A 14894-nucleotide genomic window follows, 5' to 3' on the forward strand; every position below is an offset into this window, starting at 1 on the left:
CGGAATCGAGGATGGGCGCCGTCCTGTCACCTGGAGAAGCCGGGTGGGCTAGACTAGCCTGCCAGGTCGTGCGCGCCCCCCTGCTCCCCGAGTCCATGGTCGACGATATCCTGAGCCAGCGGCTCGAGGCGCAGGGCGAGCGCATGGGGCGTTGGGTGTACCGCTTCCGCACCCTGGGCGCGCTCGGATGGCTGGTGTGCGTCTACTTCTTCGAGTGGACCATGCCCCTGGCGGGAGTGGCGGCCTACCTGCTGTTCGCCGCGGCCTCGTGGGCCGGTTCGCGCGTCGTGCCGCTGGTGCGACGTCAGCCGGACCTCGCGGTGCTGCTGCTCGACATGCCCGCCATCTTCCTCATCCAGTGGTCGTCGGTGTCCATCTCCGCCGAGGCCCAGGTCATCTCGGGCATCTCGGTGGGCATCTTCATCCTCATTGGGATGCTCATGGCGCTCCTGGGGACCTCCTGGCCGAGGCTGGTGCTGGCCACCGGGCTCGGCATCGTCCTGGAGACGGCGCTCACCTGGCGGGCGGGGCTCCCGGTGGAGCACACGCTGCCCGGCGTCACCCTGGTGCTCACCCTCGCCGCGGGCGTGGCGGGCTTCACCCGGCGGCAGATGTACCGTCTGGTGCTCGAGGTCTCCCAGGAGCAGACGCGCCGCACGCGCCTGGGCCGCTACTTCTCCCCCGAGGTCGCCCGCCGCATCATCGAGGTGGGCAAGGGCCACGCCGAGGGCGAGCACCGCGAGGTGACGCTGCTGTTCGCCGACATCCGCGGCTTCACCTCGCTGTCCGAGCGCCTGGAGAGCCCCCAGGTGGTGCGGCTGCTCAACGAGTACCTCTCGCGCATGGTGGAGGTGGTGTTCCGCCACGGGGGCACGCTCGACAAGTTCATCGGCGACGGCATCCTCGCCTACTTCGGCGCGCCCCTGGAGTTGCCTGGCCATCCCCAGGCGGCGGTCTCCTGCGGGCTCGCCATGCTCGAGGCGCTGGAGGGCCTCAACACCGAGCGCCAGGCGCGCGGTGAGGAGCCCCTGCGCATCGGCATTGGCGTGCACACGGGGCGTGTGGTCATCGGCGACGTGGGCCCGGCGCAGCGCCGCGAGTACACCGTCATCGGGGACGCGGTGAACCTCGCCAGCCGCATCGAGGGGCTCACCAAGAAGGTCGGCGTGTCGCTGCTCGTGTCCGAGGCCACCCGGACGCGCTGTGACGACGCCCTGCGCTTCGAGCCCGCGGAGCCGCTTCCCGTCGCGGGGAAGACGGCTCCGGTGGTGACGTTCGTGCCGACGCGCGCGCCGGGACTCGTTCCAGCACGATGATGCGCTTGTGCGCGGGCACGCTCAGGTCAGTCGGTGGGCAGCCGCACGCGGAAGCAGGTGCCCTTGCCCACGGTGCTCTCCACGCTGAGCTCGCCCCGCATCGCGATGATGATGCTGTGGCAGATGGCCAACCCCAGGCCCGTCCCCACGCCCGCGGGCCGGGTGGTGAAGAACGGCTCGAAGATGCGCTTCAGGTTCTCGGGAGGGATGCCGTGGCCGGTGTCCCGGATCTCCACCACGACCTTGCCGTCCTCGGCCCGCAGGTGGGCTTCCACGGTGTTCTCTCCCAGGGCGCCCTCGGGGAGGGCCTGGGCGGCGTTGAGCAGCAGATTGAGGAACACCTGCCCCAGGCGCGACTCGCTGCCCCGCACCGGGGGCACCTCCTGCGCCTGCCAGACCACGCGGGCCCGGTGCCGGAGCTCCGGCATGGCCATGTTGAGCGACATCTCCAGCGCCCGCCGGACATCCGCCCGCTCCTCATCCGGGCACGTGTCCTCTCCTCGCGAGAACGTCTTCAGGTCGCCCACCACGTTGCGGATGCGCGTGATGCCCTGCCGTGCCTCGGTGAGCGCCTCCGCGCACTCCTCCAGCGTGCGCGCCTGTGGGTCGAGTCCGGGCGCGCCCGCCAGCGCCTGGCGAACCTCGGCCAGTCCCTCCTCGAGGAAGTTCAGGTTGGAGGAGATGTAACCCAAGGGGTTGCTCACCTCGTGCGCCACCCCCGCGGCCAACGTCCCCAGGGCCGCCAGCCGGTCCGCCTGGAGCAGGCTCAGCTCGAGCGTCTTCTGCCGGGTGATGTCCCGGACCAGGAAGGCCACGCCCGGACGCTGGGGAACCCGCCTCGCATCGGCGCTGAACCAGCGGCGTCCGCCCTCCAGCTCCAATGAGTACTCGAAGCGCTCGGGCTCTCCCCGGGCCAGCACGCGTTGGATGCTCTCCAGGGTCCGCGCCGCGGTCGCGGGGTCCATCACCTCGGAAATGTGGCGTCCCAGGAACGTCTCCCGTGGCATCGCCAGCATTGCCTCGGACCCGGCCCACGCCGCGAGGTAGCGACCCTCGGCGTCGAACTCGAAGACGAGGCCGTCGGTGAGGCCGAGCACCACCTGCAGCAACTCTTCGGCTGGTTCCAGGGGGTGGGGCACGGGGGGCGGGACTTTGAGTGCGCACATCTCGTGGGGACTCCCGTCAGCTCAACGTTGCCCCCATGCGCCGATGGTACCAGGACCGGGCCCCCGTGGCCATGCAGCCCGGCGGCTCTGGTCAGCGCGGCTCCCCAACCCGGTGAAGCCCACCGGGGACGGGCCCGCCTTGCCGCGGGATCCGCGATTGTGTATCTGGGCTTTCCGGGCGCCTCTTGGGCCGGAGGGGCGCCGTGTCACAACGGTGGGTTTCGTCAGGCAGCGCAGGAGGCCTCTTCATGCTGTCGGCTCACCGTCCACGCTCCTCGCTCGCCCGCTCGACCCTCACACAGATGGGCGTGCGTGTCGCGGTGATCATCGCCCTGGCCACCCTCCTCAGCTACCTCCACATCTTCAGGGCCTTCCGCGAGGAAGCCCTCGGACAGCTGGAGCGCAGTGCCCTCAGGCGAGGCCAGCAGGAGCAGGCCATCCGCGCTCAAGCGGAGGGCCACCACGTCGTTCTCAGGAAGGCCATGCAGGAGCGGCTTCGGGCCTGGCAAGCGCTGGACCCCCGGCCCCGCTTCGACAGTCTGTTCATCTCCTTGCCGGATGGGACGATCCGCAATCGCCCCGAGGGCTTCGATGGCACGCGCATGCCAGGGGTCTTCATTCCCAGCGGCGTGACGGTCGATGACGACTTCCGCCGCCGGATCCTGGCCGCGTATGACGTGGTGGACCTGTATGGGCCTGCCTTCCACGTTCGCTTCACGAATACATACATCCTCCTGCCGGAGGCGGCGATCGCCATCTATTGGCCGGAGCAGCCGACGTGGTGCCGGGATGTCGATCCAGCCAACATGGACCCTGACTTCGAGCTCTTCACCGTCAGCACGCCCAGGCTCAATCCCCAGCGGCGGATGACCTGGACGGCCATCACGGTGGAGCCCATCTCCATCTCGCTCGCCACACCGGTGGATCTGGACGGCCGCCACGTCGCGTCCATCGGTCATGACATCCTCATCGAGGAGTTGAAGGCCCGCACCCTCAACGACAGCCCACCTGGGGCCTACAACCTCATCTTCAGCAACCAGGCCGAGCTCATCGTCCACCCCGGGATGAAGATGAAGACCGGCGCCTTCGCCTACGACATCCTGAACGAGAAGCGGCCATTGGACGCCATCTTCGATCAGGCGCTCTCCACGGAGGAGCGAGCCCATGTGCGCACCATCTTCGAGCGGGTGAAGAGCCGCGCGCCCGGACAAACCGTGCTGGTGCTGCCGGAGTACGACGAGTACCTCGCCGTGGCGTGGCTGGAGGGCTCGGACTGGAACCTCGTGACGGTGCTGCCCCAGAGCACCGTGTCCTCGGCGGCCTTTGGGGCCGCGCGCTATGTCCTGGTCTTTGGTCTGGCGTCACTGGTCATGGAGCTGCTCATCATGTCCTGGGTGCTGAGGCGGCAGATCTCCCATCCGCTGAGGGCCTTCACCCAGGCGACCGATCAGGTGACGGCGGGTGACTTCCAGGTCGTCTTCCGCGACTCGCGCGACGACGAGCTGGGGCAGTTGGCTCGGGGCTTCGAGCTGATGGCCCACGAGCTCCAACGGCGCGAGGCGGCCCTGCGGGAGGCCAACGAAGGGCTGGAGAGCCGTATCGAGGCGAGAACCCGGGAGCTGCGGGAGAAGAATCTCGAGCTCGAGGGGGCGATGACGCAGCTCGAGGAGGCGCAGGAGTTGTTGGTGGAAAAGGAGCGGCTTGCGTCCCTGGGTGCCCTGATGGCTGGCATTGCCCATGAGATCAAGAATCCGCTCAACTTCGTGAACAACTTCGCCCAGCTCTCGGCGGGTCTCGTCAAGGAGCTGCGCGAGGAGCTGAAGGAGCAGCCGTCAGACCAGGGGGGCTCCTCGCTTCAGCGGATGGATGAGCTGCTGAGCTGGCTCGAGCAGAACGTCGGGAAGATCGAAGAGCATGGCAAGCGAGCCGACAGCATCCTGCGCACCATGCAGCTACACTCCCACGTGCGGGCCAACGAGCGAGTGCTCACGGACCTGAATGCGCTGGTGGAGGAGCAGCTGAGCCTGAGCTCCCAGAGTCTTCGGAGCACCCACCCGGGCCTGGAGGTGCTCTTCCACAAGGACCTGGATCCCGACCTGGGGTGGGTGAAGCTGGCTCCGCAGGACTTCGGGCGGGCCCTCCTGAACCTCCTCAACAACAGCCTGTACGCCGTGGCGGAGAAGAGGAAGCAGGTGGGGCCGGGCTTCACTCCCGAGGTGACCGTGAGCATCCGGAGCGAGGGCGCTCGGGTGCGGCTTCTCATCCGCGACAACGGCACCGGCATCCCGCGCAAGCTCCACGACAAGGTGTTCAGCCCCTTCTTCACCACCAAGCCCGCGGGAGTGGGAACAGGACTGGGGCTGGCCATCTGCCATGACATCGTGGTCCGGCAGCACAGGGGAGAGATCCGGCTCGACTCCGTGGAAGGGCAATACACCGAGTTCCTGCTGGTCCTCCCCCGCGCGGACGTGAAGCGCTGAGCCAGCGGGAGGGAGGTTCACGGCCGGGGCCGTGGTTCAGAACACCTCGATCTCGGCGATCTGGAAGTAGTAACTGCCGCCCACGCTCCGAAGGTTGGTGGCGAGGACACGGACGAAGCGCGCGGATTGCGCCGTGAACTCAAAGGTCTGGACACCGGTGGGCCGCGGGTAGTTGGTGCGGGTGACGACGGGCGTCCAGCTGACACCATCCATCGACAGCTCGATGTTGAAGTTGACCGGGAAGCCGTCGCCCACGACCGTGCCGTAGGTGGCATCGTTACGCGGGTACATGTCCACGCGGCTCACCCGCCGCTCGGTGGGGAACTGGAAGCGGATCCACTGGGTCGTCGCCGCGCTGGAGGCGGCCATGCTCGACCAGCCATAACCGGTAGACACCGAGTTGCGGTTCCCCTCCACTGCCCAGTTGGCGGTCCACCGCGCGTCCGGCTGACTCGCGCTGTAGCCCGTCGTGCTGGACACCGTCACGGTCGCGGTCCGCGAGAGGTTGCAGACGGTCGCATCCGTGGAGGTAGGAGCCGGCCCCCCCGCCACCCCATAGAGCTTGTGGATGCCGAGCCGATCATGGCACCCGAGCAGCAGACCTCCCGGGCTCCAGGGCTCGCCCACGCTGCCCTGCGGCTGTGGGCTGATGGCCGTCCCAGAGCGGTAGTGCATCACGGAGCTGTAGTCATAGGGCCCGAAGGTGGTGAACTTGGCGCCACACTCCTTCTTGTTGTTGCTGTCGCTGCCAATGCCCGTGATGAAGGAGTCGCGGTCGCACCGCTGCTGCTCGTGAATGAGACCGATCGCGTGTCCCATCTCATGCTGCACGGTCCGCTGGGTGACGCAGTCCGGATCGATACGAATCTTCTGCGGCAGCCCGCTGCGGCCCACGATGGAGTTGCCACAAGCGCCCGAGAGGTTCTTCACCTTGAACATCACGCGCGAGAACCGGGACGTGTCCTCGACCCAGCGCACCGGGACCCGGTTGTTCCAGTCGTTGATGAAGCCACGGATGGCCTGCCGGTTGGCCTCACTGACCTCCCGGTGGAACTCGAAGTAGACCGTGTTGTCGGGCCAGCGCGGATCGATGATCTTCCGCTTCCAGCAACCCACCTGCCAGAACTTGCAGCGCTGGTGGGTGTTGACGCCCGCGGAGAGGCCGCTGACCCTGCCCTCGGAGCTTCCGCTCGAGGCGCTTCCCACCTGGTTGATATAGGCCTGATACTCCTGGAACAGGCCATCCAGCTCCGAGGCATCCGCCACGAGCACGTCCTCGCTCGCCACCGCCTCGCCAGCGTCGATGGTCAGCGCGACCTGCTCGCCGTCCGAGAAGGTATAGGTGAGCTGGTCCGGATTGTCATACAGCTCCACCTCGGCGAGCTGGAAGTAATAGCTCCCGCCCGCGACAGCATCCAGCCGCGTGGCTCGGATGCGCAGGAAGCGGGTCTGCACCGTCCCGAAGCGGAAGGCCTGGAGCTGCTCGGTGGGGGTGGGGTAGTTGGTCTGCGTCACCACCGGGGTCCAGCTCGCCCCGTCCTGGGAGATCTCGATGACGAAGTCCCGGGGGAAACCATCACCCAGCACGGTGCTATACGTCGCATCATTGCGTGCGTAGAGTTGCACCTCGTTGACGGAGCGCTGGGCCCCAAAATCAAAGCTGATCCACTGGGTGGTGTTCTCCGCACCACTGCTCATGGAGGACCAGCCATAGGCGCCATCCACCGAGTCCCGATTGCCGTCCAGTGCCTTGTCAATAGCCCAACGGGTGTCGGGCTGGGTCGAACTGCTGCCCGTCGTGCTCGAGACGGTGACCGTCGCCGAGCGTGCCAGGTTGGGCAGACAAGGCACCGAGGTACACGACCGCGACGTCGGCAGCGCTACCGCGGACTCCGACTGCTTGGAGTCCATTCCCTGCGTGTCGCCAGGTCCACCACACGCGAGAAGGCCCATGAGCCCAAGGCCCATGCCCACTCGAGAAAATACAGTCATGTTGAATTGCCTTTCGTTGGTGCCGCGACCTTCACGACGAGCGACCCGTGACCGTTTCGTGACCGATCAGGAGCGGCGATCCGCTCGATGCATGTGACTGTATCGGTTCAGGCTGGAATATCCAAGAGCGAACAGTATTCTCTTTTTGTTAGAGATAAGGCGCGATGCCGTATAGGCAGGAGAGCTGCCATAGGGCTCTTTCGGCAGAGGCCGGGCGAGTACGAATGGCTCCTCGGGAGTGGTGTCCGTGAGCAGCGCCCTGCCTTCAGGCGAAGCTGCCTATCTTCCTTTCCACGGCCGCGCGCACCGAGCCGGTGGTGACGAAGGAGCGCGCCGTCGCGATATCGTCATGGAACCAGCGGTCGCCGTCGAGGCAAGCCGGGAGCTGGCGCCGGACTTCCTCATACGCCGCCTGCGTGCCCTGCCCCAGCACGAAGCCTGGCAGCAGCGCTTCGGTCATGGTCAGACCCTGCGCCGCCATCAGCATTTCGACGCCGACGATGTACTGGGTGTTGGCCACCACGGTGGCCGCCTTGCGCGCGCACCAGGTGGAGTTGGAGATGTGGTCTTCGCTGTTGCCCTTGGCCGGAATGCTGTCCACGCTGCCCGGCATGCACAGCGTGCGGTTTTCCATCACCAGCGCGCTCATCGAGCACTGCACCACCGTATAGCCGGTGTTGACGCCGCGGATGCCGGTCATCAGATTGCGCGGCAAGCCCCAGGACAGGGTGGGATCGATCAGGCGCGCGATGCGGCGCTCGCAGATGCTGCCGAGGTCGGTCACCGCCATGGCCAGCAGGTCCATGGCCTGCGCCAGGTACTGGCCGTGGAAGTTACCGCCTGAAATGATCTCGAAACCGCCGCCTTCCTTGCCGAAGATCAGCGGATTATCGGTGGCGGAATTGATCTCGTTGCCGATGATGGTGTCGACATAGTCGAGCGCATCGAACACCGGGCCGTAGACCTGCGGCGCGCAGCGCAGCGAATACACATCCTGGATGCGCGGCGTGTACGGGATATCGGTGCGGCGCAGTTCTTCCGGGAACCGCACCGCGCGCGCCTCGTGGCTGGTGCGGGTGGAGCCCTCGAGCAGCTTGCGGATGATGGCGGCGGTCTTGATCTGGCCCGGATGCGGGCGCGCTTTGTGAATGCGCTCGTCGAAGCCGGACATCTCCGCGCGCAGCGCTTCCAGCGTCAGGCCGAGCGACAGGCAGGCGTCGGCCAGCAGGTCGCGGGCATCCTTCGCGGCCAGCGCCGCCACCGCCAGTGACACCGTGCAGCCGTTGATCAGCGCCGACGCATCCTTGGCCTTGAGGTCGAACTTGACGGGAGTGATGCCGGCACTGGCGATCGCTTCCGGCGCGCTCATGCGCCGGCCCTGGTAGATCACTTCCGCCTTGTCGAAGCCGGTGATGGCGGCGGCCAGGTAGGCCAGCGGCGCCAGGTCCCCGGAGGCGCCGACCGAGCCCTTCTGCGGCATCACCGGATGGATGCCGGCGTTCAGGAAGGCCAGCAGGCGGTCGAGCACCTCGACCCGCGACGCCGAATAATTGCTGGCGAAGGCGTTCGCGCGCAGCAGCAGGGTGGCGCGGCTCACCTCTTCGGAGAAGGGCTCGCCCAGACCGGCCGCATGCGCCATGATCACCTGGGTCTGGAACAGCTCGATATGCTCGACCTTGATGCGGGTGTCCTTGAGCAGGCCGACGCCGGTATTGAAGCTGTACATCATCGGCGCTTCGTCATGCATCCAGGTGGCTTCGATGTAGTCGCGGCTTTCCTTGAGCGCGGCGCGGGCGGAATCCGCCAGACCGACCTTGATGGAGGGATCGCGGGCGATGGCGACCACCTGTTCCGCGCTGAGATTGAAACCGTCGATGAGTGTCGTCGTCATGAATGTCTTTCTGCTCTGCGTTGCCTGGCGCCAGATTCGAACCACTGGAGCATAGGCAGGAGTGAAGGCCCATGGAGAGGTGGTGGACTGGATCGCAGGGGCCGAGGAGGGCCGCTGCCGGGGGCAGGCCCAGGTGCTCCAGCATCGCGCGCCCCCCTCCCGGAAGATTCCCTTGCGCGCCCTCCTCCTCATACCTATATACTTAAGAAACTTAGTAATAAATAAATTTAGATTTTCCGGACAGGGCTCCGGCGGTGGTCCAGCGATGACGAAAAAGGGTTCATCTCGAGGAGGGCTGTCGGGCAGTGCCGCGCGAGTCGCGGAGGATCCGATCGGCCAGCGGTTGCAGGAGATCTCCATGCTCACGCGCCAGATCGAGAGGAAGCTGGGCGAGGTCCTGGAGGTGAACGCCACGGACCTGGCGGCGATGGAGCAGTTGATCACCCATGGGCCGCTGACCCCTGGCGTCCTGGCCACACAACTCGGGGTGACCACCGCCGCGAGTACCCAGATCACCGATCGGCTGGAGCGTGCGGGCCATGTCTCCCGGGAACGACATGACGCGGATCGGCGCAAGGTGCTCGTCGTGCCGGCCGCGGCCTCCGTGCAACGCGCCCTCGCGGAGATGACCCCGGCGTTCAACGACCTGGAGGCGCTCTTCGGCCAGCTCAGTGCGTCCGAGCGCAAGGTGATCGAACGCTTTCTCGGCCAGCTCGTGGAGCTCTACCGGGCCGCGGTCCGTCCCGCGCGGTCCGAGGAGTAACCCTCCAGCGGCGCGGTCGCCGCCCGGAGCGCAGTCAACACAGGCAGGAGCAACCTCATGACACACGCATCCATCCTCATCACCGGAGCGGGCATCGCCGGACCCGCGCTGGCCTACTGGCTCAACCGCTACGGCATGAAGACCACCCTCGTGGAACGCGCGGAGGAATTGCGCACCGGTGGCCAGAACGTGGACCTGCGCGGCGGAGGCCGGGAGGTCGCGCGCCTCATGGGCCTCGAGGACGAGGTCCGCGCGCGGAACACCACGGAGGAGGGCATCCACTTCGTGGATGAGGCGGGCCGCACGCGCGCCTCGCTCCCCGCGACGGCCTTCGGCGGGGAAGGCCCGGTCGCGGAGCTGGAGATCCTCCGCGGGGAGCTCGCCAAGCTCCTGTACGAGCGCACGCGCGATGGTACCGAGTATCTCTTCGGAGACCGGGTGGCCGGCCTCGTCGAGCGGGGAGACAAGGTCCACGTCCAATTCCTCAAGGGGCCCGAGCGCGCGTTCGATCTCGTGATCGCCGCCGATGGCCTCCGCTCGAAGACCCGGGAGCTGGTGTTCGCCGACGAGGCGGAGATCAAGAGCTTTGGCGCCTACGTCGCCTACTTCACCATTCCGCGCCTCGGCTCGGATGGCACGTGGAGCCGGATGCTCAACGCGCCCGGGAGCCGCAGCGTGATCCTTCGTCCCGACAACCAGGGGACGACCCGGGCCTTCCTGGGCTTCTTCACTCGGGAGCGGGGACTCGACAGGCTCGAGCCGGCCGAGCAGAAGGCCCGGCTGCGGCGGGTCTTCGCGGATGTCGGCTGGGAGGTGCCGCGGGTGCTGTCCGAGATGGAGACGGCGCCCGACTTCTATTTCGATACCGTGGCCCAGGTGAAGATGCCGAGATGGTCCCGGGGCCGAGTGGCCCTGGTGGGCGACGCGGGCTACTGCCCCTCGGGGTTCACCGGCATGGGCACCAGCCTCGCGATGGTGGGCGCCTATGTGCTCGCCGGAGAGCTCGCGCGGCACGCGGACCATCGCGCCGCGTTCGAGTCCTACGAGGCGATCCTGCGCCCCTACGTCACGCGCGCCCAGTCGCTGCCCCCAGGCCTCCCGCGGCTCGCCAACCCGAAGACCCGGGCGGGCATCGCCCTCGAGCACGCGCTGCTGCGCGTCGCCACCCGGCCCGTGATCAGCCGGCTGGTGGGCCGTCTGGTCTCCACCTCCGACAAGAGCATCACCCTGCCGGACTACTCCCACGTGGGGCACGCGACGTCCGCCTGAGCCCCCGCCCCTTCACCGTCGCGAGGGGCGCAAGGGGCGCATCATCTCGCGCGCACCTTTCCCTCTTCCTTCACGTCCGCCAGCACCCACTCCTCGCAGGGAGGAGAAGCCACCTCGCTGACGTGCCGTCGGGCATTGCGCGGTGACACCAGGGCCCACTGGCGAACGTTCCTGACGAGCCATAGGTTGGCGCCATGCGTTCTCGAAAATGGGCCCCGGCGAAGCCCGCGAAAAACGTTCGCGCCAGCATGAGCTCACTTGCCGCGGGACTTCTGCTGCTCGGCTGCACAAGACCGGATGGCGCGGCGGTTCATCGTGAACCCGGGGCCACCGTCGCTGTTCCATCACCCCAGGACAGTGGGACGGGGACCGGCACAGTGGCTGAAACACCTGCACCAGCAATACCGCCCGTCACGGATGGTGGACCCCCTCCTGAGGGAGCGGGCAGTCAGCCGGGTCTGGCATCGCTTTCAGAGTCAGACATGCAGAACGAGCCACTGAACGGCGAACTCCGGTGCGGTTTTGGAACGACAGCGAATGGACCGCTCCTACTGATTGCCGCCGGGAATGTGGCGTCGAAGGTGCCCGCCGAGGCGCTCGTCAAGATTGACGGTGTGGTGGCGCGCGTTTCCAGTCCGGGCGGCTTCAACGGGATGGTGAAGGGCGCGACCTTTACCGGCAGTGGCCACACCCTCCGGATTACCCTCACGGGTCCAGCGACTGGCGGAGGCGAATCGCCGCCCCGGCCGGCCACGTTGCGTCATGAGCGCAGCGGCAGCACGACCTCCAATATTGTCGGCCAATGGGTCTGCGGTCCCTGAGCGGCTTGGCTCGACCGTTACGAAGTCACTGCTTGAAGGATTGCGGCAAGTGCTCCGCCTTGCGCACGGGCAGCAAGCGCCTCCGGACCTCGATCTCCTCGCCATCGCGGTCCACCAGGATGAGGAACAAATCGACCATCGGGTAGGTCTACACGATGTCCGCGATGATGGCGCTGTCGAGCGCCTGGGCGATGCCGCGCAGCCGGGGCCTTGAGTTGGCATGGCACGAGGATCCGAGCCCGCATGCGGCTCGGACAGCGTGAACGAGCCCGCCACCGCCTCGCCCGACGTCAGCCGCGTCACGTACTTCTCGAGCATAGGAAGGAGGGAAGGCCCGTGGAGAGGGGGTGGACTGGAGAGCAGGGGCCGAGGAGGGTCCCGGACGGGGGCGGCCCGAGCCGTGCGCCAGGAGGTGGAGAAGCCGCGCAGCCCGTTGGGGTACACGCCGGCCCTGGCCGCGCTCCCCGCAGGTGCGCGGCGGGGCCTGGCGCTCTGGGCTGGGGCGGCTCGAGCCTCAACACCCCGCGGACTGAGGGAACTCGCGCGCCAGGGCCCGCCTCGCACCTGCCGGGGGCAGGCCCAGGTGCACCAGCATCGCGCGCTCCCCTCCCGCTTCATTCACGTCCGCCAGAACCCGCCGCCCGCCTCCACACCTCACGCACGCGAACACGTCCAGGGCTTTCCGCCCTGCGGAGGCACGGTGATTCGGTTGCTTCAACCAGAAGGACGCCGCCCCCCCGGACAACATGCGCATCGCCCCCCCCCCGCGGCGCGATGTTCTCACTCGATGACACGCACCTCGATGCCGTTCACCATCGGCTGATCGTTCGCTCCGCGCGAAAAGTCCACGTTGATGGTGCCGTTGGCGTCCGCACGCACGAAGTACAGCAGAGTCGTTGCCTTGAACGGACCGCCCGCGAGAGAAACGATATCGATGTTGGTATACACCCTACCATTGAGGGACACATTGAACCGGCGCTGACCCGGCAACGAGAAGTACAGCTCCGCGAAGTGGAGAACCACGGCGTAATTGATCCCCGGATTCAGCCCCGTGAACGAGTAGCCGAACTGACCACCCTGGCGCGCATCCGAGTAGAGCTCGGGCGGCCCCGCGAGGTACACATCCGTGGTGTTCACTGGCTGGGAGACATTCGAGAACACGTCGCCTTGCGTGAAGTAGTCATCCGCGGTGAAGCCACCCGCCGCGTCACCGCCAGCGTTCACCGCGTAGACATCATGCGGCGGCAGCACTGTGCGCTCCACGCTGGCGCCGTCGGTCACAGCCGCCGCGGTCTGCGAGAGTGCGGTGTTGGGCTGACCGCTCGGCTCCTCTGGCGAGAGGCAGCCCGCAACACCGGCCGAGCACAACAGCGAGACAAGAATCTGAGATACAACCTTCATGATCGAGCTCCTTGAATATGAATGACGAATCGACGTCGGGGCGCGCTCGTCGCGTCGTGGCTAGCACGGCGTGCCATGACAGACAATATGCTTTGGGTGAGTGCGGCAGCGGCAAGCATCGATGCCCGGGTCGCTCTCGTCGCGGATTGGCTGGGTGCGCTGCTGATAATCCGCGTATAAGAATTCAAGAAGTCGCCCCGCCGACTGCCATCCAGCGCGCAGAGAAGGGGTAGACCAAGGGCCAGCAGCGTCCGGCCGTCTTCATCCACGACGCCTTCGCTGCTCCTTCGCCATTCGTTTCGCTGTGGCCAATGCATGCTCCGCTCGTTCGCTGGCTTCCCGAGTCATCGAAGAGGTTCGCTTGACCCGGATACCCACGCCCTATATTACTACTGGTAACCTACTTTTGGTAGGTAGCGGATGACAGGGGGTCGTCATGAAGTCACGCATTCTCATCGCAGGCGGTTACGGACTCGTGGGCAGCGCCATCGCGCGGCACGTCAGGAAGGTCAGCAAGGACGTCGAACTCATCCTCGCGGGGCGGAATCCCGAGAAGGGAGCGGCGCTCGCCCAGGAGTTGGGCGGTGCCACGACGGCCCATCTCGATGTGGCGGATTCCGCGCGGGGACTGCGCGAGGTGGGGCCCATCGACCTCATCGTCGCGGCCATGCAAGACCCGGGCGACAGTCTCATCCACGCCGCTCTCGCGCAGGGCATCGCCCACATTGGCATCACGAAGCAGGCCGAGGACATTGCACCCATCACCTTCACGGCATTGAGAACACCCCCGAAACGCCCCCTCGTTCTGCTCGGCCACTGGCAGGCGGGCGTGCTGACCCTCGTTGCGAGCAAGGCAGCCGAAGTGTTCAGCCGTGTCGACTCCATCCAGGTGGCGGGGCTCTTCGACGCTCGTGATCCGATTGGCCCGATGACCGCTGGCGACGTCGAGCACTTCGTCGGCCGGGCGCTGCTACGTGAAGCCGGGAAGTGGGCCTGGGTTGACGCTACACGGCACGCGAGACCTGTTCGTCTCTCGGATGAGAGCGTCGTACAGGGTGTTCCGATGTCCGTACTCGACGTGCCGAGCCTCGCGGCGATCACCGGCGCGGCGAACGTCCGCTTCGACTTCCTGCAAGGCGAGTCCCTCGGCACTCGCTCCGGACGCCAGGCCTCCCATGACCTCTACATCGACATCGAGGGGCTCCTGAGGGACGGTCAGCGGGCCAGTCGTCGGACGATGGTGTCCGGCCCCTCTGGCAATGCGCATCTCACGGCCCTGGGGGTGTTGGTCGCCATCGAGCGCGTCCTGGGGTTGGACGGTCGGCCCGCCGCCGACGGCGGACTGTATCTCCCTGAAACGCTCGTGGCGCCTGACGAGGCGCTCGCACGGTTCAAACAATTCGGCGTTCAAGTCGTCGGCGATGCTTGAATGCGAGCCTGTCACTTGCGCGGGAGAGGGACGTGTGTCAGCTGGGGGCCTACCCTACCAACCACAGTTGGAGGGGGCGCTGGCGCAGTCGACCCGCCTGTTCCCGAACTGGCGGAGGCGAGCGAGGTGGGGCTTGGCCTGCTCCGGTACGTGGAGTGGAACGCGCGGCCAGGTACCTGGAGTGCTGCGTATAGGGGGGAGTCCAGCGCCATCCGGACCTCCGCCCGCTCCTCACCCGGGCACGTGTCCTCTCCTCGCCTTTCCGGAGGTCGCGCCCGAGTGCTTCACGCTTCTTCATCTTCCCGTCACACGAGTTCATTCCCACTCTGGCGGGCCGGTGCGAGGATGGCCCGCGTGAAAGGGGCA

The 14894-nt window shown here is 66.9% G+C and carries 10 protein-coding genes; 6 read left to right on the forward strand and 4 right to left on the reverse strand.

Features of this window, described 5'->3' with window-relative positions:
* Nucleotides 1–95: 95 nt before the first annotated feature.
* Nucleotides 96–1316, forward strand: coding sequence for an adenylate/guanylate cyclase domain-containing protein (locus tag F0U63_RS29275; protein WP_395834725.1), 1221 nt, complete (start codon nt 96–98; stop codon nt 1314–1316).
* Between the two features lie 26 nt (nt 1317–1342).
* Here F0U63_RS29275 and F0U63_RS29280 read toward each other — a convergent pair whose 3' ends face one another.
* A complete protein-coding gene (locus tag F0U63_RS29280; RefSeq protein WP_395834727.1) occupies nt 1343–2482 on the reverse strand; it encodes a sensor histidine kinase in 1140 nt (379 codons plus the stop codon).
* Between the two features lie 248 nt (nt 2483–2730).
* Here F0U63_RS29280 and F0U63_RS29285 point away from each other — a divergent pair, with 248 nt between their 5' ends.
* On the forward strand, nt 2731–4962 hold the full coding sequence (locus F0U63_RS29285; protein ID WP_395834729.1) for a sensor histidine kinase: 2232 nt from the start codon (nt 2731–2733) through the stop codon (nt 4960–4962).
* 36 nt (nt 4963–4998) lie between these two features.
* Here F0U63_RS29285 and F0U63_RS29290 read toward each other — a convergent pair whose 3' ends face one another.
* On the reverse strand, nt 4999–6873 hold the full coding sequence (locus F0U63_RS29290; RefSeq protein ID WP_395834731.1) for a discoidin domain-containing protein: 1875 nt from the start codon (nt 6871–6873) through the stop codon (nt 4999–5001).
* A gap of 346 nt (nt 6874–7219) precedes the next feature.
* Nucleotides 7220–8845 carry a histidine ammonia-lyase gene (gene hutH, locus F0U63_RS29295; RefSeq protein WP_395834733.1) on the reverse strand — a complete coding sequence of 542 codons (1626 nt, stop codon included), beginning with the start codon at nt 8843–8845 and terminating at the stop codon, nt 7220–7222.
* Nucleotides 8846–9110: 265 nt separating this feature from the next.
* Between hutH and F0U63_RS29300 the strand changes: the two genes are divergently transcribed.
* The 3 genes from F0U63_RS29300 to F0U63_RS29310 all read left to right on the forward strand — a co-directional run bounded on the left by F0U63_RS29300 (nt 9111) and on the right by F0U63_RS29310 (nt 11698).
* Nucleotides 9111–9608 (forward strand): MarR family winged helix-turn-helix transcriptional regulator, encoded by a 498-nt coding sequence (locus tag F0U63_RS29300; RefSeq protein WP_395834735.1) that lies wholly within the window; start codon nt 9111–9113, stop codon nt 9606–9608.
* A 57-nt stretch (nt 9609–9665) separates the two neighbouring features.
* Complete coding sequence (locus F0U63_RS29305; protein WP_395834737.1) at nt 9666–10877, forward strand: FAD-dependent monooxygenase; 1212 nt, start codon at nt 9666–9668, stop codon at nt 10875–10877.
* Between the two features lie 482 nt (nt 10878–11359).
* On the forward strand, nt 11360–11698 hold the full coding sequence (locus F0U63_RS29310) for a hypothetical protein (RefSeq protein ID WP_395834739.1): 339 nt from the start codon (nt 11360–11362) through the stop codon (nt 11696–11698).
* Nucleotides 11699–12478: 780 nt separating this feature from the next.
* Here the strand turns inward: F0U63_RS29310 and F0U63_RS29315 are convergent.
* Nucleotides 12479–13099, reverse strand: a complete 621-nt coding sequence (locus F0U63_RS29315; RefSeq protein ID WP_395834741.1) for a malectin domain-containing carbohydrate-binding protein — start codon at nt 13097–13099, stop codon at nt 12479–12481.
* 436 nt (nt 13100–13535) lie between these two features.
* On the opposite strand from F0U63_RS29315, the gene F0U63_RS29320 reads away from it, so the two are divergent.
* Nucleotides 13536–14528, forward strand: coding sequence for a hypothetical protein (locus F0U63_RS29320; protein WP_395834743.1), 993 nt, complete (start codon nt 13536–13538; stop codon nt 14526–14528).
* Nucleotides 14529–14894: the final 366 nt, after the last annotated feature.

Origin of the sequence: Cystobacter fuscus, assembly GCF_044360685.1 — a bacterium.
Taxonomy (GTDB): domain Bacteria; phylum Myxococcota; class Myxococcia; order Myxococcales; family Myxococcaceae; genus Cystobacter; species Cystobacter fuscus_C.